The sequence below is a fragment of the Nocardiopsis sp. NPDC006938 genome, assembly GCF_042869555.1.
Classification (GTDB): domain Bacteria; phylum Actinomycetota; class Actinomycetes; order Streptosporangiales; family Streptosporangiaceae; genus Nocardiopsis.
On record NZ_JBIAGA010000012.1, the window covers coordinates 130,508 to 151,737 of the forward strand.

18 protein-coding genes and 1 tRNA gene are annotated in these 21,230 nt (G+C 72.2%); 14 read left to right on the forward strand and 5 right to left on the reverse strand.

Features of this window, described 5'->3' with window-relative positions; translation table 11 throughout:
- Window position 1: 1 nt before the first annotated feature.
- From ACFYL4_RS18785 to ACFYL4_RS18800, 4 genes are all read left to right on the forward strand, one after another.
- A complete protein-coding gene (locus ACFYL4_RS18785; protein ID WP_387519562.1) occupies window positions 2-607 on the forward strand; it encodes a TetR/AcrR family transcriptional regulator in 606 nt (201 codons plus the stop codon).
- A 73-nt stretch (window positions 608-680) separates the two neighbouring features.
- The gene (locus tag ACFYL4_RS18790; protein ID WP_387519563.1) at window positions 681-2,210 is read left to right on the forward strand and encodes a glycerol-3-phosphate dehydrogenase/oxidase; all 1,530 of its coding nucleotides are present in this window, start codon (window positions 681-683) and stop codon (window positions 2,208-2,210) included.
- 185 nt (window positions 2,211-2,395) lie between these two features.
- Entirely contained in the window at window positions 2,396-2,947 is a 552-nt protein-coding gene (locus ACFYL4_RS18795) for an ATP-binding protein (protein ID WP_387519565.1), read from the forward strand.
- A gap of 174 nt (window positions 2,948-3,121) precedes the next feature.
- Complete coding sequence (locus ACFYL4_RS18800; protein WP_387519567.1) at window positions 3,122-4,015, forward strand: bile acid:sodium symporter family protein; 894 nt, start codon at window positions 3,122-3,124, stop codon at window positions 4,013-4,015.
- 75 nt (window positions 4,016-4,090) lie between these two features.
- Here ACFYL4_RS18800 and ACFYL4_RS18805 read toward each other — a convergent pair whose 3' ends face one another.
- The 4 genes from ACFYL4_RS18805 to ACFYL4_RS18820 all read right to left on the reverse strand — a co-directional run bounded on the left by ACFYL4_RS18805 (window position 4,091) and on the right by ACFYL4_RS18820 (window position 7,536).
- On the reverse strand, window positions 4,091-4,738 hold the full coding sequence (locus ACFYL4_RS18805; protein ID WP_357758176.1) for a response regulator transcription factor: 648 nt from the start codon (window positions 4,736-4,738) through the stop codon (window positions 4,091-4,093).
- Window positions 4,726-5,943 (reverse strand): sensor histidine kinase, encoded by a 1,218-nt coding sequence (locus ACFYL4_RS18810; protein ID WP_387519569.1) that lies wholly within the window; start codon window positions 5,941-5,943, stop codon window positions 4,726-4,728. The genes ACFYL4_RS18805 and ACFYL4_RS18810 overlap by 13 nt, the downstream gene beginning before the upstream one ends.
- A 110-nt stretch (window positions 5,944-6,053) precedes the next feature.
- Window positions 6,054-6,560 carry an LURP-one-related family protein gene (locus tag ACFYL4_RS18815; RefSeq protein WP_357758182.1) on the reverse strand — a complete coding sequence of 169 codons (507 nt, stop codon included), beginning with the start codon at window positions 6,558-6,560 and terminating at the stop codon, window positions 6,054-6,056.
- A 49-nt stretch (window positions 6,561-6,609) separates the two neighbouring features.
- Entirely contained in the window at window positions 6,610-7,536 is a 927-nt protein-coding gene (locus tag ACFYL4_RS18820; protein ID WP_387519571.1) for a DMT family transporter, read from the reverse strand.
- Between the two features lie 114 nt (window positions 7,537-7,650).
- Between ACFYL4_RS18820 and ACFYL4_RS18825 the strand changes: the two genes are divergently transcribed.
- Together ACFYL4_RS18825 and ACFYL4_RS18830 are read left to right on the forward strand one after the other, a co-directional pair.
- Entirely contained in the window at window positions 7,651-8,604 is a 954-nt protein-coding gene (locus ACFYL4_RS18825) for a LysR family transcriptional regulator (RefSeq protein ID WP_387519573.1), read from the forward strand.
- A gap of 8 nt (window positions 8,605-8,612) precedes the next feature.
- Entirely contained in the window at window positions 8,613-9,323 is a 711-nt protein-coding gene (locus ACFYL4_RS18830; protein WP_357758188.1) for an exonuclease domain-containing protein, read from the forward strand.
- A gap of 250 nt (window positions 9,324-9,573) precedes the next feature.
- On the opposite strand, the gene ACFYL4_RS18835 is transcribed toward ACFYL4_RS18830, so the two are convergent.
- A tRNA-Arg gene (locus ACFYL4_RS18835) sits at window positions 9,574-9,645 on the reverse strand.
- Between the two features lie 130 nt (window positions 9,646-9,775).
- On the opposite strand from ACFYL4_RS18835, the gene ACFYL4_RS18840 reads away from it, so the two are divergent.
- The 8 genes from ACFYL4_RS18840 (at window position 9,776) to ACFYL4_RS18875 (ending at window position 21,062) form a co-directional block, all read left to right on the forward strand.
- On the forward strand, window positions 9,776-10,174 hold the full coding sequence (locus ACFYL4_RS18840; protein ID WP_357758190.1) for a response regulator: 399 nt from the start codon (window positions 9,776-9,778) through the stop codon (window positions 10,172-10,174).
- On the forward strand, window positions 10,171-11,301 hold the full coding sequence (locus tag ACFYL4_RS18845) for a DALR anticodon-binding domain-containing protein (RefSeq protein ID WP_387519576.1): 1,131 nt from the start codon (window positions 10,171-10,173) through the stop codon (window positions 11,299-11,301). Before ACFYL4_RS18840 ends, ACFYL4_RS18845 begins: the two co-directional genes overlap by 4 nt.
- Before the next feature lie 163 nt (window positions 11,302-11,464).
- Complete coding sequence (lysA, locus tag ACFYL4_RS18850; RefSeq protein ID WP_357758194.1) at window positions 11,465-12,850, forward strand: diaminopimelate decarboxylase; 1,386 nt, start codon at window positions 11,465-11,467, stop codon at window positions 12,848-12,850.
- A 72-nt stretch (window positions 12,851-12,922) separates the two neighbouring features.
- Window positions 12,923-14,209, forward strand: a complete 1,287-nt coding sequence (locus tag ACFYL4_RS18855; protein WP_357758197.1) for a homoserine dehydrogenase — start codon at window positions 12,923-12,925, stop codon at window positions 14,207-14,209.
- Between the two features lie 215 nt (window positions 14,210-14,424).
- Window positions 14,425-15,483: a threonine synthase gene (gene thrC, locus ACFYL4_RS18860; protein WP_387519579.1), complete on the forward strand. Its 1,059-nt coding sequence runs from the start codon at window positions 14,425-14,427 to the stop codon at window positions 15,481-15,483.
- A 142-nt stretch (window positions 15,484-15,625) separates the two neighbouring features.
- Window positions 15,626-16,588, forward strand: coding sequence for a homoserine kinase (gene thrB, locus ACFYL4_RS18865; RefSeq protein WP_387519581.1), 963 nt, complete (start codon window positions 15,626-15,628; stop codon window positions 16,586-16,588).
- A 437-nt stretch (window positions 16,589-17,025) separates the two neighbouring features.
- Entirely contained in the window at window positions 17,026-19,020 is a 1,995-nt protein-coding gene (gene rho / locus ACFYL4_RS18870; RefSeq protein ID WP_357758203.1) for a transcription termination factor Rho, read from the forward strand.
- Window positions 19,021-19,235: 215 nt separating this feature from the next.
- Window positions 19,236-21,062: an L-lactate permease gene (locus tag ACFYL4_RS18875; protein ID WP_387519583.1), complete on the forward strand. Its 1,827-nt coding sequence runs from the start codon at window positions 19,236-19,238 to the stop codon at window positions 21,060-21,062.
- The last annotated feature ends 168 nt before the right edge of the window (window positions 21,063-21,230 follow it).

A 21,230-nucleotide genomic window follows, 5' to 3' on the forward strand; every position in this document is an offset into this window, starting at 1 on the left:
CATGGCGTCAAAACGTAACGTAGAGGACCAGATCCTCGACGCGGCCCGCGCCTGCGTCGAGGCCTTCGGCGTCCGCCGCACCACGCTGACCGACGTGGCCCGGCGCGCCGGTGTCAGCCGCCCCACCGTGTACCGGCGCTGGCCCGACGTGACCGCGCTGGTCGCCGACCTGCTCACCCGCGAGCTCCGCCACATCCTCCTCGCGGCAGGGGCGGTCCCGACCATCGCGGGAGGGGGGTCCTCCGCCCAGGGCGCCGGGAGCATCCGAGCGCAGCTGGTCCGGCACGCCGCCGGGGTCGCCCGCGCGATGCTCGCCCACCCGCTGGTCACCCGCATCGTCGACACCGAGCCCGAACTCCTGGCCACCTACACCTTCCACCGTCTCGGCAGCAGCCACCGCGCCGCGCTCGACCTCCTCGAACCGGCCGTCGCCGAGGGCCAGGCGGACGGCTCGGTGCGCGCCGGGGACCCCGCCGTCCTGGCCCACCTGCTCATGGTCACCGTGCAGAACACGGTGACCTCCCACCACTTGTTCGCCGACGTCCTCGACCACGACGGCCTCGTCGACGAACTGACCGCACTGCTGGACGGCTACCTGAGGCCCTGACCGCCGACCGCCCGTCACGGCACCGCGACCCGCGCCCCCGCCCCGGCCCACCTTCCACGGAAAGGACGCCCCGATGCGTCAGCACACCCGGTCCGCCTCCCTGAACGCCGCCCGGCGCGCCGTCGACCTCGCCGACCTGGAGGCCCGTCCCTCCGTGGACGTCCTGGTGGTCGGCGGGGGCGTCACCGGGGCGGGGGTGGCCCTGGACGCCGCCTCACGCGGCCTGTCCACGGTGCTGGTCGAACGGGAGGACCTGGCGTTCGGCACCAGCCGCTGGAGCTCCAAGCTGGTCCACGGTGGGCTGCGCTACCTCGCCAAGGCGCAGTTCGGCATCGCCTACGAGAGCGCCCGCGAGCGCGACGTCCTCATGCGGGTCACCGCCCCCCACCTGGTCCGGCCGCTGCCCATGGTCGTGCCCGTCTTCAGGGGTTCGGGGTGGGCGAGGTCGCTGTTCGTCCGCACCGGCATGGGGCTGGGGGACCTCCTGCGCGTGCTCTCCCGGACCCCCTCTTCGGTGCTGCCCGCCCCCCGCCTGCTCAACGCCCGCCAGACCGTCCGCCTCCTACCGGGTGTGCGGACCGAGGGGCTGATCGGCGGCATCCTGTCCTTCGACGGCCAACTGGTCGACGACGCCCGCCTGGTGGTGGGGATCGCCCGGACCGCCGCCCGCGAGGGCGCCCGCATCCTCACCCGGTGCCCGGCCGAGAGCGTCGGTGCGGACGGAGTGGTCCTGCGCGACGGGACCACCGGCCGGACGTTCCCGGTCCGGGCCCGCGCGGTGGTCAACGCCACCGGCGTGCACGCGGACGTGCTGGACCCGAGCATCCGGTTGAACCCCAGTCGGGGCACCCACCTGGTCCTGGACGGCGCCGCCCTCGGGAGTCCCTCGGCCGCGCTCACCGTTCCGCTGGAGGGGAGCGTGAGCCGGTTCGTGTTCGCGCTGCCCCAGCCCGACGGCCGGGTCTACGCCGGGCTCACGGACGAACCGGTGGACGGCCCCGCCGAGCGGGTCCCGCGGGTGCCGGAGGAGGACGTGGACTTCCTGCTCGCCCAGTTCAACCGGGCGCTGAGCACCGGTCTCACCCGGGACGACGTCATCGGCTCCTTCGCCGGCCTACGTCCGCTGCTCCAGGGGGACGGCTCCAGCGCCGACCTCTCGCGCGAACACTCGGTGTCGGTGGCGCCGAACGGGACGACGACCGTGGTCGGCGGCAAGCTCACCACCTACCGGGCGATGGCGGAGGAGACCGTCGACGCGCTCGTGGCCGCGCACGGCCTGCCCGCGGGGCCGTGCCGCACCCGCACGCTCCCGCTCGTGGGCGCGGCCTCCCACGAGGAGCTCGACTCCCTGGACGTCCCGCGCCACCTGGTGGCCAGGTACGGGACCGAGGCCCTCGACGTCGTCGCCGAGGCCGGGGACGACCCCGCCGCCCTGACACCCGTCTCCCGGGGCGTCACCCCCGCCGAACTCCGTTTCGGTGTGCGGCACGAGGGGGCCATGAACGTTGCCGACCTGCTGGAACGCCGGACCAGGCTGGCTCTGGTCGACACGGAGCGGGAGCTCGCCGAGGACGCCGCGAGGGAGGCCCTGACCCGGATGTAGTGCGGCAAGGAGGGCGTATGCGGTGAATTCGGGAACTCGCCACACCAGGAGCCCCTGTTCCGCCACGATGTGATCGCGTAAGGTCATACCGGTTCGAGCCCTCACCTCCCCCCTCGGACACTCCCGCAGCCGCCCCCGTTCCGGCGCGCCCGTCCTACTGAGCCGCCTCGCCGAAGGAGTCAACCATGCCCACGCTCGTTGCCGTGCCCTCCCTCTCCAAGAACGAGGACGGGGTCCTCGGGAGGGTTCCGGACGAGTACCGGCACTACTTCAACGGCAGGGTCCCGGTCCCGTTCACCAAGCGCCGCTGGGAGTTCGCGGGCGAGCCGGTCAGCGTGCCGATGGTCCGCGCGTTCCTCGACACCTGCGCGGCCGGGCGCGACGCGGAGTACCGCTACCTGTTGACCCTGCTCGGTGCCGAGCTGGCCACCAACGCGATCCGGCACAGCCGCTCGGGGGAGCCCGGGCAGAGCTTCGTGGTGCGGGTGGACCGGGGGCCGAACGGTCTGACGGTCACCTGCAGGGACAACGGGACCCCCGTCAACGCGCTGAGAGACGAGGGGGGACAACTGTTCGCCTCCCTGCCGGAGGAGCGCCTGACCGCCGAGGACGGGCGGGGGCTGGCGCTGATCGACAGCTTCGCCACCACGTGGGGGGACAACGGGCACCCCAGCATCCGCAAGGTGTGGTTCCACCTGGCCTACGACATGACCGGGAGCTCCTGGCCCGCCGCCTGACCGGGGCGGGGGCGGCCCCTTGCCAGTGCGCGTGACGCGTGCCACGATCTCCTACCTGAAGGCAGTTGTGACGCGGGTCACGTGAGGGGGCCGGTCCGGCACCCTCGGTCACGTGGCCGCCCCGACCATCCCCCGCCCGCCGCCCCCTGCGGCGCTTCCCCCAAGGTGCCCCCCATGGACTCCGCCCTCACGACGATCGGCCTCCCGGTCGCGCTCGGCATCATCATGCTCGGCCTGGGACTCTCCCTGACCGTCAGGGACTTCACCCGCCTGCTCTCCATGCCCTGGACCATCGTCCTCGTCCTGGGGTGCCAGATCGTCCTGCTGCCCCTGTTCTGCTTCGGTCTGGTCCTGGTGTTCGTCACCCGCTTCGACCTCTCACCCCTGCTGGCGGTGGGCATGATGATGGTGGCCGCGTCCCCGGGCGGCACCACCGCGAGCCTGTACAGCTACCTGTTCAAGGGCAACGTCGCGCTCAACATCTCGCTGACCGCCGTCAACTCCCTCACGGCGATGGTGACGCTGCCGCTGGTCACCGGGTTCTCGCTCGGCTACTTCACCGAGGGCGGTTCCATCGGGCTCCAGACGGACAAGATGATCCAGGTCTTCGCGGTCATCCTCGTCCCCGTCGTGATCGGCATGGTCGTCCGCGCGAGGCTGACCTCCTTCGCCGAGCGCATGGAACGGCCGGTCAAGCTCGGCTCGATCCTGGTGCTGGTCGCCGTCATCGTGGGCGCGATCGCCGCCGAGTGGGCCCACCTGCCGGAGTACATCGTCTCCGTGGGCCTGATGGTGCTGGTCTTCAACGTGGTCAGCCTCGTGATCGGCTACTGGGCGCCACGCCTGGTCGGCACCGAGCGGCCCGAGGCCGTCGCCTCGTGCATGGAGATCGGCCTGCACAACACCACGTTGTCGCTGACCATCGCCGTGACCGTCCTCAACAGCACCGAGATCGCCATCCCCTCGGCGGTGTACGGCGTGCTGATGTTCTTCACGGCCGCGGCGGCGGGCGCCCTGCTCAACCGGCGCGGGGTCCGGGAGGACCGGGCCGCCGCCGGGGCCGTGTGACGGGCGGACCGCCCCCACCCCCCGCCCCGACCCCCGCCCGGAGCGCGGTCCCGGACCCCGGGCGGGCGCGGACGCTCAGGCCCGGTGGCTCAGGTAGGCCAGGACCGCCCGTACCCGCCGGTGGCCGCTGTCGGTGGGTGCCAGGTCGAGCTTGTGGAAGATGTTGCCGATGTGCTTGTGCACGGCGTTGGTCGTGACCACGAGCCGTGCCGCGATCTCCGCGTTGTCGTGTCCCTCGGCCATGAGGGCGAGGACCTCCCGCTCCCGCCCGGTCAGGGTCTCCAGGGGGTCCCGCCGCCGCGACGTGAGCAGCTGCTGCACGACCGCCGGGTCCATCACCGTGCCGCCCCCGGCCACCCGGTCCAGCGCCTCGGTGAACTCGCTCACCCGGCCCACACGGTCCTTGAGCAGGTACCCCACCCCGCCCTGGCCGTCGGAGAGCAGTTCACCCGCGTAGTCGCGCTCGACGTACTGCGAGAGCACGAGGACGGGCAGGCCCGGGTGGGCCCGGCGGGCGGCGATCGCCGCGTGGATGCCCTCGTCGCGAAAGTCCGGCGGCAGGCGTACGTCCACCAGGGCGAGGTCGGGACGGTGCTCGTCCACGGCGGCCGCGAAGGAGGGCACGTCCGGGGCGACGGCGGCCACCTCGTGTCCGCGGGTGGACAACAGGAGTTTGAGGCCCTCGGACAACAGGACGTTGTCCTCGGCGATCACGATCCGCACGGCAGTTCCACTCTGATCGTCGTCGGTCCCCCCGCGGGGCTGCGCACGGTCACGTGGCCGTCCAGCGCCGACGCCCTGCGGCGCAGCCCCTGGACGCCGCTTCCGGCGGCCTCGTCCACACCTCCGTGCCCGTCGTCGGACACCTCCACCCACAGCAGGTCGGCCTCGCGGGCCAGGCGGACGCTGATCGTCTCCGCGCCGCTGTGGCGGACCGCGTTGGTGACGGACTCGGTGACGGCGTAGTAGGCGGCGGTCTCCACCGCCACCGGGAGGGCGCCCGGGTCGGTGACGTCCAGTCGTACCGGCAGGGTGGTCCGCCCGGCGAGCGCGGTGAGCGCGCCGGGCAGGCCCCGGTCGGCGAGGATGGGCGGGTAGATGCCCCTGATGACGTCGCGCAGCTCGGTCATCGCCTCCTCCGTGCCGGTGTGCGCCCGTTCGAGGAGGGCGGCCACGGCCGGGTCGGACGCGGCCTCCTTGGCCACCCCCAACTGCATGGCGATCGCCACCAGCCGCGCCTGGGTTCCGTCGTGCAGGTCGCGTTCGATCCTCCGCAGCTCCGCGCCGTGCGCGTCGACCACACCGGCCCGTGTGCGTTGGAGCTCGTCCACGCGCCGTGCGAGGATCTCCTGTTCGGAGGGGGCCAGCGCACGGACGCACATCCGTGCGTGGACGTCGGCCAGGGGGACCGTCGCCCACCGGAGGAACGCGAGCCCCACGGCGAGCTGGAGCGCGGCGGCCACCAGGGCGATCCCCCAACCGTCGACGGTGACCCCCAGCTGGGCCGGGCGGTCGTCGACGGGGAAGGTCCACCACAGGAGCGACGTCACGGCGTTGACCACCATGCCGGGGCCGATCACGGCCAGACACCCCAGGACGACGCTCACCACGGAGAACAGCGGCAGCCACGCGAGCACCCGCCAGGTGGCGGGGGACCGCACCAGCGTGCGGAACCGCCCGTCAGGGGGCCGGGGCAGGTCCGGTACGTCGATCCCCAGCCAGCGCGCGGAGCCGCGCCGGTGCCAGTCGGCCCAGGCGGTCAGCGACCGGACCCACCGTGACATCAGGAACGGGCCGATCCCGCTGAGGGGCAGGGCCAGCGCCACCACCGCGGTGAGCGGCATCGCCACGAGGGCGGCCATCCCGAGGCCCAGTGCCGCCACCAGGCGGCCGCACGCCCTGACCGGGCGACCCCACACCTTCCACATCCCGCGCTCCTCAGCCGAGTGTCCACGACGGCGGCCTCCGCCGTCCCGCACCAGTCTGGGGCACCGGAAGGAGGGCGACACTACAGCTGGCTACCGGAAGCGGGGCCCGGTCAGTCGTCGTCACCGTCGTCGGACGTGAGGGCGTCCACGGCGACGGCGACCGCGATGACCAGGGCGGGATTGCCAGCGAGGTCGTGGCGGTGCGTGTTGACGTCCACCGCGTAGGTGTCGCGTACCCGGAACCACTTGCGGGAGACGACCGCCACGGTGCCCTCCCGGTCGCTGATCGAGTACTCCTTGTCGAAGAAGCTTCCGACGACCTCCCAGTCGGGGGCTCCGGAGACCTCGACGGCGAGCTTGTCCCGCACCGGGTTGAAGAGCCTCTTGCGGACGGTGGCGACGGTCGAGCCGTCGTGCTCGACGGTCATCTGGTCGCGGACCTTGAAGAGCTTCTTGCGGATCACCATGAGGACCTCGCCGCCGGGGTCCTTCAGCTCGAAGGTGGTGCGCAGCCGCAGGGCCTTGCCGTCGACCCAGAACGCCTTGGCGCCCTTCTCGTCGGTCACCCAGAAGTCGTCGCCGATGTCGAACACGCGTTCACGTACCAGAAACCTCATGCCCCGACGCTAACGGAACCGGGGGACGCCCACCAGCGCGGTCCGCCCGCTACGCGGACCTTCCGCGCTGTGAAAGCCAGATCGCCAGGACCACCAGAACGCACCCGCCCAGCTGGACGGGGGTCACCCGCTCGCCCAGGAACACCGCGCCCATCGCCACCGCGAGCACCGGCGGGAGCACGAGGATCGCCGCCCCGGTGCTCGCGGACAGCCGGGGCAGCGCCGAACCCACCAGCAGCCAGGTCAGCACCTGCCCGGTCAGCGCCAGCAGGGCCAGCCACACCCAGGCCCTCGCGTCCAGCGAGACCAGGTCGATCCCGCTCCACAGCGCGCCCAGCACCCCGGCGGCCAGCGCCGCGGAGGCCGTGGACACGCACACCGGCGTCACCGTGTGCCCCTGCCCGCCACCGAGCCGGGACAGGAAGAGGTAGCCCGCGTAGGTCACTCCGGCGGCGCACCCGTAGAGCAGGCCCAGCCACGGGTTCCCCTCGGACGCGGCGCCCGGGCCGGGGCCGACCACCCCGGCCGTGAGGGCCACCCCCGCCAGCATCACCGGGACCGCCAGCAGAAACCGCAGCGGGGCCCGGTCGCCCAGGAACACCCACGCCAGCAGGGGGAAGACCACCACCTGGATGTTCAGCAGCACGGTGGCCATACCCGCGCCCACGTGCTGGATGCTCGCCACCCAGAACACGTAGTCCACGCCCAGCAGGAGTCCGGCCGCCAGGTCGGTCCCCACCAGCCGCAGCGCCCTCGGGCCCACCCGGCGCAGCTCCAGCAGGGCCATCGGAACTAGGACGAACAGGGCGAGGGCGCACCGGAGGAAGGCCGCCGTGCCGGTGTTGGCCCCGGACAGCTTCACGAACACCCCCGTCGCGGAGGTGGTGCCCGACCCCACGACCGCCAGGAGGACGGGGTCGACCCGGTCCAGCAACGACCCGCGCCCCGGCTTGCGCCTCGTGTCCGTACCCGTCACCGGCTCCGCTCCCCTTCCCGTCCGCTGCCCGCGCGGGCAGCAGATCCAGGGTGACGCCTCCAACCCAGAAACAAAAGCGCTGTTTTGTCGCAGGTAGTCAGTAGTGTTGCTTACGTGTTCGGCTTGGAACGACTCAGGGCGCTGGCCGCCGTACGGACCCACGGTTCGATCGCGCGCGCCGCTAGGGTCCTGCACGTGACCCCTTCGGGCCTGTCCCAGCAGCTCGCCAAACTGGAGCGGGAGGCCGGTCAGCGCCTCCTCGAACCCGACGGTCGGACGGTCCGGCTCACGCACGCGGGCCGGGTACTGGCCGGGCACGCGGACCGGGTGCTCTCCCAGGTCAGTGAGGCGCAGGCCGAACTCGCGGCGCTCGACCGGCAGATCCTCGGACCCCTGCGCCTGGGCGGGGTGGGCAGTGCCGTGCGCAACCTGCTCCCCGACGCCCTGTCCGCCCTGCTCCGCGAACACCCCCGGCTGGTCCCCACCGTCCGTGACGGCGAGGTCGTGTCGCTGGTCCCCCCGCTCCTGCGCGGTGAGCTCGACCTCGTCCTCGCCGAGAGCTGGTCCAGTCGTCCGGTGGCGCTGCCCGCCGGGGTCCGGTCGGTGGAACTCCTGGAGGAGCGTGTCCGCCTCGCCCTCCCCGAGGGCCACCCCCTGGTCGGACCCGCCCCCGTCGCCCTCGCCGCGCTGGACACACCCGGTGGCCTGCCCTGGGCCAGCTGCCCGGCGGGGACCGAGCCCTACGAGGCGATCCTCCAGGCCCTGCGCGCACAGGGCGTCGAACCGGACCTGCGGTACACGCTCGCGGAGATCCCCTCCCAACTGGAACTGGTGGCCGCCGGACTCGCGATGGCGCTCGTCCCCGACCTCGGACGACGCACCGCGCCCGAGGGGGTCCGGTTCCTGCCCACCGACCCGCCCCTGCATCGGTCCATCAGGGCGGTGTGGAGGGCCGACGCCGAGACACCGGCGATCCGCGCCTGCGTCACCGCCCTGACCCGACACTCGGCCGCCCACGCGGCCGGGCACTCCGACACCCCCGACCCCGCCACCGAACCGAGCACGTGAGGAACCCCGTGAACACTGCCTGGCACACCCGACCCATGGCCGCCTTCGACGTCGAGACCACCGGACTCGACGTGGAGGGCGACCGGATCGTCACCGCGGCCCTGTGGCGCATCGACCCCGCGCACCGGTCCAAGGAGGTCACCACCTGGTTCGCCGACCCCGGCATCGAGATCCCGGCGGAGGCCACCGAGATCCACGGCGTCACCACCGAACAGGCGCGCGCCGAGGGCCGCCCGGCCGCCGACGTGGTCCCCGAGATCGCCGCGGCCCTGGAGGCGGTCGTCTCCGAGGGGTTGCCCGTGGTGGTCTACAACGCCCCCTACGACCTCACCCTGCTCGACCGCGAACTCGCGCTCCACCGCCCCGGCCGTCCGCTGAAGGTCCAACCCCTGGTGGTGGACCCGCTGGTCCTCGACAAGCGGGTGGACACCTTCCGGCGCGGCTCGCGCAAACTGGTCGACGTCTGCGCCCACTACCGTGTGCCGCTCGCCCAGGAGGAGGCGCACGGCGCGGCCGCCGACGCCCTGGCCGCCGCACGGCTCGCCTGGCGGATCGCCACGGCTCACCCGGAGATCGCGGAGATGACCGCCGAGGAGCTGCACGCCGCCCAGGTCGCCTGGAAGGCCGAGCAGTCCGCCAGCTTCCAGGAGTACCTGCGCCGCCGCGACCCCGACGCCGTGGTCGACGGCTCCTGGCCGATGATCGCGGCGCCCGCCTGAGCGCGGGGCCGGTCTGCGGGCCGTGGGTGATCTCCCGAGGTCCTGGGGGTGCGGGGAGTCCTCCAGGCCCCTGGTCGCAGGACGAGCACCAGAAAAGGTCCCGGACCGGTCGGGGCGGAGCCGCCCGCCGCGCGTCGGTGGAGGGCCCGGCTTCCCGGAAGGAGGGACTGACCACTTGCGGCCGCCGAAGTGCCCGGACCACGCGAAAGACCGGCGGGACGAGGTCTCCGCCGGTCTTCCTGCTTCGCTGTGCCCCCTGGAGGATTCGAACCTCCGCACCCGGCTCCGGAGGCCGGTGCTCTATCCCCTGAGCTAAGGGGGCGCGCTGCGAGAACAACTGTAGCAGGGGTTCCGGGAGGGTTGACCACCCGAGCGGCCCACCCGGTCCCCACCGCCGCCGGATACTGGATTCCAGTGGTGCCGCCACGCTCGGCGGCGGTAGTGTCACGGGCGTGAACGCCCTTCCCGTACGGGTTCTCGTCGTCGAGGACGACGAGGTCATCCGCGAGCTCATCCGCCTCAACCTCGAACTGGAGGGGTTCGAGGTGTTCACCGCCATGGACGGCCAGGACTGTCTGGACCGGGTCGGCCACGTCGACCCCGACGTCATCACCATGGACGTGATGATGCCCCGACTCGACGGCTGGGCCACCGTCGAAAGGCTGCGGTCGGACGGTTTCGCCCGCCGCATCGTCATGGTGACCGCCCGCGCCCAGGCCGACGACCGCCGACGCGGGGAGCGCATCGGCGTGGACGACTACCTGACCAAGCCCTTCGACCCCGACGAGCTGGTCGACCTCATCAGGGCGCTCCTCGGGGAGGGCGACGGCGGGATCGGGGGAGCGGCGTGACCCCGTTCCGGCTGGAGGCCCTCGTCCGCCGCGCCGCCGCGGACGCGTTCGGCCTCGACGACGCCGACGTGCCGTTCGTGTGGCCGCGGGCCGACCACGCCGTCGAGGGGGCCGACGCCGCCGTCGCCCTGGCACCGCGCCTGGTCGGCCGGGTCCGCGACGCGCTGCCCCGGGGGCGCGACGACGCCCACCGACGCGCGGTGTCCGGGCGGATCGTCGCCCGGATCGAGGCCATGGCCGACGGAGGCGAACCCGACACCGCGTTCGCGGGCGTGCACGCCGACCACCGGGGTTTCGCCAACTTCACCTTCACCCGCGAACAGCGCGAGGACCTCCTGCGCGCCGCCGCCGACGGCCCCCGCTACCTCACCGGCCGCCCCTGGACCGGGGCGGGGGAGTGGCCCCGCACCGACCTGCACGAGGCCGGACCCCTCGCCCAGGCCCGCCGTTACGCCCGCGCCGACGCACGCGCCCGGATCGCCATGGCGGTGGGCGCGCACCCGCCGCCGCCCGGCCCCGGGGGAGAGGTCTCCTGGCGCGACCGCTACCTCGACACCGACCAGTCCGCCCTGTTCACCCCCTCCGGGCGCGCACTCGGCCGCATCGGCGAGGCCAGCGCCCGCATCGCCTTCTGCCGCTCGGTCCCCGAACGCCCCCGCGAGAACGAGACCACGGGCCGCGACCTGCCGGTGCTGCCCTCGGCGGACCACCCCGGGGCCTGGTCCCGGCTCACCGAAGCCAACCCCGCCTTCCGGCTGCGCTACGCCCACGCGCACGCGCTCAGCAGTACGCGCTGGGCCGCCGGGCAGCGGGACGAGGGGCGCGGCTCGGCCCGCGCCCGCTGCCACCACGCCCACGGCGCGAGGGTGCGCGGACTCCTCTTCGACGGTCCCAGCGTCCTGGACACCGCCGCGCGCCGAGAGGAACCCCATATCCTGGTGAGATACCTGGAAGCGCTGACCAGTGCCTACGATGAGTGGCGGACCGGTCCCGCCGTCGCGGCCGAACCGGCCACGGGCCCGGAACCGGTCCGGGCCGCGCCCGACCCGGCGCTGCCCGCAGCCGTCGCCGGTGTGGTCGGCACCGGTCTCTTCCTGCTCGGAGTGTCGGCGCCCACAAGGCTGTAGACACCCGACGGCCGCGAACCCGGTGGGGCCAGCCCAACCCCTGTGTTCCGATCGGCTTGGTGGACAATGGGGCGGGGTCACCGTCCCGGCCCGCCCGGCAGCCTCCTCGCCGCACCGAGACCAGCCAGCCCAGACGCACCGCAGTCCCAGCCGAAAGACCGTCATGAGCCGCTACGCCCACCCCGCAGGATCACGCCACGCGGAGATCCTGCCGGAGGACAACCCGCCGCTGCCGCCCGAGGACCTCAACGCCCTCGACCCCCGGATCTGGCCCGCCACCGCGCGCCGCTCCGACGGTGAGCTCACCGTCGGCGGGGTCGGTGTGCGCGCACTCGCCGCCGAGTACGGGACACCGCTCTTCGTCATGGACGAGCAGGACTTCCGCGCCCGCGCCCGCGACTACTCCACGGCCTTCGCCGACGCCGACGTCTACTACGCGGGCAAGGCCCTGCTGACCAAGGCCGTCGCCCGCTGGGTGGTCGAGGAGGGGCTCAAGCTCGACGTGTGCTCCGGTGGGGAACTGGCCGTGGCCCTGGCGGCCGGGGTCCCCACCGACAGGGTCGCCATGCACGGCAACAACAAGTCGGTGTCCGAACTCCGCCGCGCCGTGGAGGCCGGGGTGGGCCGGATCATCCTCGACTCCCTCGACGAGATCGACCGCCTGGAGGCGGTGGCCGCGGAGTCCGGCGCGCGCCCCAGGGTGCTCATCCGCGTCACCACCGGTGTGGAGGCCCACACCCACGAGTTCGTCGCGACCGCCCACGACGACCAGAAGTTCGGTTTCGCGCTGAGCACCGGCGCCGCCGCCGAGGCGGTCCGTCGCGTCCTGGCCGCCGACCACCTGGAACTGGTCGGACTGCACTCGCACATCGGCTCGCAGATCTTCGACACCTCGGGCTTCGAGGTCGCCGCCCGCCGCGTCACCCGGTTCCTCACCCAGATCCACGAGGAGCTCGACGTCACCCTGGCCGAGCTCGACCTCGGCGGCGGGCTGGGCATCGCCTACACCGCCGGTGACGACCCGCTGGACCCCAAGACGATCGCCACCAGCCTCACCGCCATCGTGCGCCGTGAGTGCCAGGACGCCGGTCTGCCCGTGCCGCGCATCGCCGTGGAGCCGGGGCGCGCCGTGGCCGGTCCGGCCGGGATCACCGTGTACGAGGTGGGCACCGTCAAGGACGTCGAGGGCATCCGCACCTACGTGAGCGTCGACGGCGGCATGAGCGACAACATCCGCACGGCCCTCTACGGCTCCGAGTACACCAGCCAGCTGGTGTCCCGGGAGAGCGACGCCGAGCCGATGCTCTCCCGCTTGGTCGGCAAGCACTGCGAGAGCGGCGACATCATCGTGCACGACCTCCACCTGCCCGCCGACCTGCGGCCGGGCGACCTGGTGGCGGTCGCGGCCACCGGTGCCTACTGCTACTCCATGGCGAGCAACTACAACCACCTGCCCCGACCCGCCATGGTGGCGGTCCGGGACGCGAACGCGCGGGTGATCGTGCGCAGGGAGACCGAGGAGGACCTCCTCCGCCTCGACGTAGGCTGAACCGTCCGCCCCGCGGGCGCCGCACGGGCGCCCGGCAGGTCCGGACACGAGAGAAGTGGGAGTCACGCCCAAATGGCGATGAAGGTGGCGCTGCTCGGATGCGGCGTTGTGGGTTCGGAAGTCGTCCGCCTGGTCAACGAGCAGTCCGAGGAACTGGCCGCGCGGATCGGCACGCCGATCGAGATCGGCGGCATCGCGGTCCGCCGACTGGACCGCGACCGTGGCGTCGACCCGGCGCTGCTGACCACCGACGCCACGGCGCTGGTCACCCGCCCGGACATCGACGTGGTGGTGGAGGTCATCGGCGGGATCGAACCGGCCCGGTCGTTGATGCTCGCCGCGATCAAGTCGGGCAAGTCCGTGGTGACGGCCAACAAGGCCCTGCTCGCCGAGGACGGTCAGACGCTGCACGCGGCGGCCCGCGAGGCCGGGGTCGACCTCTACTACGAGGCGTCCGTGGCGGGGGCCATCCCCCTGCTGCGGCCGCTGCGCGACTCCCTGGCCGGGGATCGGGTCAACCGGGTCCTGGGCATCGTCAACGGGACCACCAACTACGTCCTGGACCGGATGGACTCCCTGGGATCGGGGTTCAACGAGTCCCTGGAGGAGGCCCAGACCCTCGGTTACGCCGAGGCCGACCCGACCGCCGATGTCGAGGGGTTCGACGCCGCCGCCAAGGCCGCGATCCTGGCCCGGCTGGCGTTCCACACCCAGCGCGTGACCGCCGCCGACGTCCACCGTGAGGGCATCACCGGGGTGTCGGCGGCCGACATCGCCAGCGCCCGCGCGATGGGTTGCGTGGTCAAACTCCTGGCGATCTGCCAGCGCTCCGAGGAAGGTGGTTCCGTGGGCGTGCGCGTCCACCCGGTGATGCTGCCGGTGGAGCACCCCCTGGCCAGCGTCAAGGAGGCCTACAACGCGGTGTTCGTGGAGGCCGAGTCGGCCGGGCGGCTCATGTTCTACGGCGCGGGCGCGGGTGGGACCCCCACCGCCAGCGCCGTCCTGGGCGACCTGGTGGCGGTGGTGCGCAACCGCCTCGCCGACACCTCGGTGTCCGAGGGCGCGCACGACACGGGCCTGCCGGTGCACGACATGGGCCAGACCATCACCAGCTACCACGTGGCGCTGGACGTGGCCGACCGCCCGGGTGTGCTCTCGAAGGTCGCGGAGATCTTCGCCGACCACGGGGTGTCCATCAAGAACGTGCGCCAGGAGGGGACCGGGGACGACGCCCAGCTGGTGTTGGTCAGCCACCCCGCCCCCGACGCGGCGCTGAGCAGCACCGTGGAACGCCTCAGCGCGCACCCCATGGTCCGCGACGTGGCCAGCGTGATGCGTGTGGAGACCTTCCAGGAGTAGGGGGCCGGGGTCGCCGCTCGCGGCCCCGGACACCACCCAATGCGTCCACATCGTGAGAAACCTGCCCGGGATGCAAGACGACTCGGGCGGGGTCATAGACTCGTGGCTGGTGGGGGAGGATCTCTCCGCGACACCCACCCGCTTTCCCACGCGCGCCGAGTCCGGCCGCGCGTCCAGCGCAACCGCACCCACCCGAAAGGGACACCGTCGTGAGCATGGCACGGGCGTGGCGAGGCGTCGTCGAGGAGTACCGCGACCGCCTTCCCGTCAACGAGAACACCCCCGTCGTCACCCTCCAGGAGGGCGGCACTCCGCTGCTGCCCGCCACGCGCGTATCCGAGCTCACCGGATGCGAGGTCCTCCTCAAGGTCGAGGGCCTCAACCCCACCGGTTCCTTCAAGGACCGGGGTATGACCATGGCCATCACCAAGGCCGCCGAGGACGGCGCCAAGGCCGTCATCTGCGCCTCCACCGGTAACACCAGCGCCAGCGCCGCCGCCTACGCCATCCGCGCGGGGATGACCTGCGCGGTCCTGGTGCCCCAGGGCAAGATCGCCATGGGCAAGCTCGCCCAGGCCCTCGTGCACGGCGCCCGCCTGCTCCAGGTCGACGGCAACTTCGACGACTGCCTGGAACTGGCCCGCAAACTCAGCGTCGACTACCCGGTCGCCCTGGTGAACTCGGTCAACCCCTACCGCCTCCAGGGGCAGAAGACCGCCGCCTTCGAGATCGTGGACGCCCTGGGCGACGCCCCGGACATCCACTGCATCCCGGTCGGCAACGCGGGCAACATCACCGCCTACTGGATGGGGTACACCGAGTACGCCAAGGACGGCGTCTCCACCCGGGCACCGCGCATGTTCGGTTTCCAGGCCAGTGGTTCGGCTCCCATCGTCGACGGTGCGCCGGTGACCAGCCCGAGCACCATCGCCACCGCCATCCGGATCGGCAACCCGGCCTCCTGGAAGCTCGCCGAGCAGGCCCGTGACGAGTCGGGGGGCCTCATCGACAAGGTCACCGACCGCCAGATCATGGCCGCCTACAAGCTCCTGGCCGCGGAGGAGGGCGTGTTCGTCGAGCTCGCCTCGGCCGCCAGCGTGGCCGGACTCCTCCAGGCCTCCCGGGCCGGACTGGTCCCCAAGGGCAGCCGCGTCGTGTGCACGGTGACCGGCAACGGCCTCAAGGACCCGGACTGGGCGCTGGCCGGAGCCTCCTCCGCCACCACCGTGCCGGTGGACGCGCAGGCCGCCGCCCGCGCCCTCGGCCTCGCCTGACCACGACACGCCCGGACGTCGCCGCCTCCCCTTCCGCCCCGCCGGGCCGGAAGGGGACAAGGGTGGCCGACTCCGGCCACGGAGTCCGGCCCCGTGCCGCGCCCGCGTGCGCCCGGCCCCAGAGAACGAGAAACGAGCAGGAATGACCCCACCACGCCCCGACCGTGTCCTGGTCCGTGCCCCGGCCACGAGCGCCAACCTGGGGCCGGGATTCGACGCCCTGGGCCTGGCCGTCCAGTTGTTCAACGAATTCCACGTGGCCGTGCGTGCGGACGGTGAGCTCCGTGTGCGTGTGGAGGGGGAGGGCGCGGGCGAGGTCCCGCTCGACGGGCGCCACCTGGTGGTCCGTGCGATGAGGGAGGCCTTCGAGCGGTCGGGGGAGAAGCTCCCCGGGCTGGATCTGCACTGTGTGAACGGGATTCCGCACGCGCGGGGGCTGGGGTCCTCCTCGTCGGCGATCGTCGGCGGGGTGGCGGCGGCCGCGGCCCTCCTGGGCCGGTCGGCTCCCGGCGGCGGCCCGGACCGGGAGTGGGTGTACCAGGTCGCGGCGGACATCGAGGGGCACCCGGACAACGTGGCGCCGTGTGTCTTCGGCGGTTACACGGTGGCCTTCCGCGACGGTTCGTCCTGGGGGGCGGCGCGGTTGTCTCCGGACGAGCGGCTGCTGCCGGTGCTGTGTGTGCCGGGGTGGCGGTTGTCGACGGAGCGCGCTCGGGGCCTGTTGCCGGAGTCGGTCCCGCACGCGGACGCGGCCTTCAACGCGGGGCGCGCCGCGCTGATGACGGCGGCCGTTTGTGGCCAGACCGAATCCCTGTACGCGGCCACGGAGGATCGGCTACACGAGGCGTACCGGGCCCCGGCCATGCCGCGTACGCTCGAACTCGTCCGTGACCTGCGGGGACGCGAGAACCTCCCGGCGGTGGTCTCGGGCGCCGGTCCGACGGTGCTCGTTCTGTGTTCCGTGACGGAGGGCCGGGCGCGGGAGGATTCGCCGGAAATCACCCGGCAGGTTGATTCGATTCGTCTGAGGGCGGGTAATGATTGGGTCATACGCCCCCTGCACATCGAGCCGGTGGGGGTGCGGACCCCATCTCCCCATCCGTAGCATCTGTGTCGAGGAATAGCCGTGGCCTCTGGTGATGTTAGGCTTGGTGAAGCACCAGATGCCCCGTTGCGGGGCGTGTGCTCATCCGCCACAACGGCTTCCGCGTCCCATACTCCGGCGGTCCGATCTCTCGACCTGTTGGAAGCGGTGGCCCAAGTGTCGATCCAGCGGATTTCCCGCTGTGCCCACGTCTCCCGAGTACGCTCCTCCGTCATGGTCGGGTGTGCCCTCGGGGCAGACAGGCAACACCTCCGAGCCACCCGCCCCGACGTCTGGCTGTACCCAGAGCCCGCCGCGATTGGGTAGGGGACCGTCTTCGCCGGTTCCGACATCCACGTGGGGCACGCCCTACCCGGCCCCTGCCGGTTCGCACCACCGGGCCGGCCGCTCAAGCACTCCGCTGACGGCCGAAGCCCGCTCCTTGGGAAGGACCCTTAGTGAGCGACACCACCGAACTCCGAACGGACGCGGCGGTCGACAGCAAGAAGAGCACCGACGCCTCCTCGGAGGCCGGAGAGGCCACGACCACGCGGTCTCGCACCGCCTCGCGCGGCACCGGGCTCGCCGCCCAGAAGCTCCCCGAGCTCCAGAAGCTCGCGTCGAGCATGGGCATCACCGGCACGGGGCGCATGCGTAAGAGCGACGTCATCGCCGCGATCGAGGCCAAGCAGGGCGGCCCGGTCGGCGGTCCCACGACGGCCAAATCCGCAAAGAAAGCCGACACCACCGCCAAGGCGGGTAAGGTCGAGGCTACTGACGGCCCGGCCGAAGCCCAGTCTCCCGCCAAGTCGGGCACGGACGAGGCACCGCGCAAGAGCGCCGGTGAGCGGTCGTCCGACCAGGCCGTGACCGAGACCCAGGGCGGGCGGGGCGACAAGCCCTCCCGTAACCGCCGGTCGTCCCGCAGGCGCGGTGACGAGTCCGGTGACCAGGCCCGCTCGGTGGACGGCACCGACTCCTCTACCTCCGCGAGCAGCGTGACCAAGACATCCAGCACCCCCCAGAAGAACGGCCCCGACTCCGAGGACCGTGACACCAGGTCCGGGCAGGGTCGCGAGCGCCAGCGCAACCGTCGCAACCGCAACCGCGGCGGTGACGACCAGAACGCCAACAACGGCGCCGACCGCCAGCAGGGCGGCGGCGGTGGCGGCCAGAACCAGGGCCGTGGCGGCGGCGGTAACAACGACGACGACGACTTCGGCGGTGGCCGCCGCCGCGGGCGCCGCCGCGACCGCAGGGACCGCCGAGGCGGGCGCGGGGGCGGCCAGGAGCCGGAGCCGGTCATCGGCGAGGACGACGTCCTCCTGCCGGTCGCGGGCATCCTGGACATCCTGGACAACTACGCCTTCGTCCGCACCACCGGCTACCTGCCCGGGCAGAGCGACGTCTACGTCTCCCTGGCCCAGGTGCGCAAGCACGGTCTGCGCAAGGGCGACCACATCATCGGTGCGGTCCGCCAGCCCAAGGACGGCGAGCGCCGGGAGAAGTTCAACGCCCTGGTGCGCCTGGACTCGGTCAACGGCATGTCGCCGGACCAGGCCCGAGGCCGTCAGGAGTTCTCCAAGCTCGTTCCGCTCTACCCCCAGGAGCGTCTGCGCCTGGAGACCGAGCCCAACATCCTGACCACGCGCATCATCGACCTGGTCGCGCCCATCGGCAAGGGCCAGCGCGGCCTGATCGTCTCGCCGCCCAAGGCCGGTAAGACGATGGTGATGCAGTCGATCGCCAACGCGATCACCGAGAACAACCCCGAGTGCTACCTGATGGTCATCCTCGTGGACGAGCGTCCCGAGGAAGTCACCGACATGCAGCGCACGGTCAAGGGCGAGGTCATCCACTCGACCTTCGACCGCCCGGCCGAGGACCACACGGTCGTCGCCGACCTGGCGATCGAGCGGGCCAAGCGACTCGTCGAGATGGGCATGGACGTGGTCGTCCTGCTCGACTCCATCACCCGCCTGGGCCGTGCCTACAACCTGGCGGCCCCCGCCAGCGGACGCATCATGTCCGGTGGTGTGGACTCCACCGCCCTCTACCCGCCGAAGCGGTTCTTCGGCGCGGCCCGCAACATCGAGGGCGGCGGCTCGCTGACCATCCTGGCGACCGCGCTGGTCGAGACCGGTTCGCGCGCCGACGAGGTGATCTTCGAGGAGTTCAAGGGCACCGGCAACATGGAGCTCAAGCTCAACCGGTCCCTGGCGGACAAGCGGATCTTCCCGGCCGTGGACGTGGACGCCTCCAGCACCCGTAAGGAGGAGATCCTGATGTCGCCGGAGGAGCTGAACGTCGTCTGGAAGCTCCGCCGGGTGCTGCACGCCCTGGACACGCAGCAGGCGATCGAGCTGCTCCTGGACAAGATGAAGGAGTCCAAGAGCAACGCCGAGTTCCTCATGCAGATCCAGAAGACCACGGTGGGCCCCGAGCGCTCCTAGACCGCTCCGCGCTCCGTCTCGCGAGGCCCCCTTCCCGGGTTCGGGGAGGGGGCCTCGCGTGTGCGGGGTGGGGTCAGTGGAGGCGGTTTCCGGAACGTGGAAGCCGATGATCACTGATGTGTCTCGGATCACACAGGGGGGCTGGTGGGTGGTCGCCCGTGAACGTAGGGTCACGCGGGCCGGAGTGCACACCCCCCTACCAGGGAGCCACCTGGATGGACAACCTCGCCCTGCTCAGTCTTCTCGCGCTCACCCCGATCCTGGTCGTCGGAGTCCTGCTCGTCGGATTCCGCCTCCCCGCCATGTACGCGATGCCCGCCGGCTACGTGGTCGTGGTCACGATCGCCGTCCTCGTCTGGGGGACCGACCCGACGACCGTCGTCGCCTCCACCCTCCAGGGCCTGATCCTCGCCGCGGGCCTGCTCTACATCATCTTCGGCGCGCTGCTCCTGCTCTCCACCCTCACCAGGAGCGGGGCCGTCGCCACCATCCGCCGCACGTTCACCGATATCAGCCCGGACCGCCGCGTCCAGGCGATCATCATCGGTTGGTTGTTCGGCAGCTTCATCGAGGGCGCCTCGGGGTTCGGCACCCCCGCCGCCGTCGTCGCGCCCCTCATGCTCGCCCTCGGCTTCCCCGCCATGGCCGCCGTCATGGTCGGGATGGTCATCCAGAGCACCTCGGTCAGCTTCGGCGCGGTCGGCACCCCGATCCTCGTCGGCGTCGGCGGCGGACTGGACGGCGGGGGAGGGGTGGCGGCGCGCGCCTCCGAACTCGGGATGAGCTTCCCCGAGTACGTCACCGAGATCGGCTTCCAGACCGTCCTGCTGCACTCGATCACCGGGACGCTCGTCCCCCTGCTGATCTGCTGCCTGCTCTGCGGCTTCTACGGTGGGCGAAGGCGCTTCTCCGAGGGCCTCGAAGTGTGGCGGTTCGCGCTCTTCAGCGGGCTGGCACTGACGGTTCCCTCGCTCCTGTACAACTACTTCCTCGGCGTCGAGTTCACCAGCCTCCTCGGCGGACTCACCGGTCTGGTCATCGTCGTCCTCGCCGCCAGACGGGGCTTCCTCATGCCGAAGCGGGTCTGGGACTTCCCCCCGCGCGAGGACTGGCTGTCCCGCTGGACCGGCCGGATCGAGTCCGGCAGCGCGGACCAGACGGCCGACACCGGCCGCCGCGTCGGCTTCCTCAACGCGTGGGCCCCCTACCTCCTGGTCGCCGCCCTGCTCGTGGCCACCCGTACCGCCGAGCCGGTCAAGGACTGGCTCTCCGGTGTCACCGTGGGCGCCACCGACATCCTCGGCACGTCGATCGGGGACTCCGTGGCCCCGCTCTACTCGCCCGGGGCCACCTTCATCCTGATCTGCCTCGTCACCTACGGGCTGCACCGCATGCGGCCCAGGGAGATCCTCGACTCCTGGCGGATGGCCGGGTCCCAGCTGGCCGGGGCCGCCGTGGCCCTGCTCTTCGCCGTCCCGCTGGTGCGGGTCTTCATCAACACCGGCGGGGAGTTCGGGGCGACCTCCCTGGAGAGCATGCCGCTCACCCTGGCCACCGGGGCCGCCGAACTCGGTGGCCACCAGTGGCCCCTGCTGGCGCCCTGGATCGGGGCGCTCGGCGCTTTCGTGGCCGGGTCCAACACCGTCTCCAACCTGATGTTCTCCCTGTTCCAGCACTCCACCGCCGAACGCATCGGGGTCCCGCCCGAGAAGGTCGTGGCGGCCCAGGCCGCCGGTGGCGCTGCGGGCAACATGATCACCGTGCACAACGTGGTCGCGGCCTCCGCCGTGGTCGGCCTCGCGGGCCGGGAGGGCGACATCCTCCGCCAGACGGTCTTCCCGCTGACCTACTACCTGCTCACGGCCGGTTCGCTGGCGTACCTGTTCATCCACGGTCCGGGCGCCAACGCCGGGCTCCTCATGCTCTGCCTCACCCTCGGGGCCGCCGCCGCCACCCTGGCGTGGCTGCGGCACCGGGACCGGCGCACGTCCCCGGCCGCGACGGCGCACCGCCCGGGAGGGCCGAGGGGAGGCGGGGAATAGGTACTGGTCCCGGCATGGTTGATGGTCTGGCAAACTGGTATCAGGGAACGGCCCTCCTCCCCGGGGGAGAGCACGCCGCCCTCTTACCTGGATCGCCGCGACACCGGTTCGCGCATGGTCAACGAACACCGCCCCACCTCCCACGGTGGTGCGGTCGTCATGCGTCCG

What these genes read in the sequence shown, in the direction of transcription:
- ACFYL4_RS18785 (WP_387519562.1), top strand. Translation starts at nt 2, where the DNA reads ATGGCGTCAAAACGTAACGTAGAGGACCAGATCCTCGACGCGGCCCGC.
- ACFYL4_RS18790 (WP_387519563.1), top strand. Translation starts at nt 681, where the DNA reads ATGCGTCAGCACACCCGGTCCGCCTCCCTGAACGCCGCCCGGCGCGCC.
- ACFYL4_RS18795 (WP_387519565.1), top strand. Translation starts at nt 2,396, where the DNA reads ATGCCCACGCTCGTTGCCGTGCCCTCCCTCTCCAAGAACGAGGACGGG.
- ACFYL4_RS18800 (WP_387519567.1), top strand. Translation starts at nt 3,122, where the DNA reads ATGGACTCCGCCCTCACGACGATCGGCCTCCCGGTCGCGCTCGGCATC.
- ACFYL4_RS18810 (WP_387519569.1), bottom strand. Translation starts at nt 5,943, where the DNA reads ATGTGGAAGGTGTGGGGTCGCCCGGTCAGGGCGTGCGGCCGCCTGGTG.
- ACFYL4_RS18815 (WP_357758182.1), bottom strand. Translation starts at nt 6,560, where the DNA reads ATGAGGTTTCTGGTACGTGAACGCGTGTTCGACATCGGCGACGACTTC.
- lysA (WP_357758194.1), top strand. Translation starts at nt 11,465, where the DNA reads ATGAGCCGCTACGCCCACCCCGCAGGATCACGCCACGCGGAGATCCTG.
- ACFYL4_RS18855 (WP_357758197.1), top strand. Translation starts at nt 12,923, where the DNA reads ATGGCGATGAAGGTGGCGCTGCTCGGATGCGGCGTTGTGGGTTCGGAA.
- thrC (WP_387519579.1), top strand. Translation starts at nt 14,425, where the DNA reads ATGGCACGGGCGTGGCGAGGCGTCGTCGAGGAGTACCGCGACCGCCTT.
- thrB (WP_387519581.1), top strand. Translation starts at nt 15,626, where the DNA reads ATGACCCCACCACGCCCCGACCGTGTCCTGGTCCGTGCCCCGGCCACG.
- ACFYL4_RS18875 (WP_387519583.1), top strand. Translation starts at nt 19,236, where the DNA reads ATGGACAACCTCGCCCTGCTCAGTCTTCTCGCGCTCACCCCGATCCTG.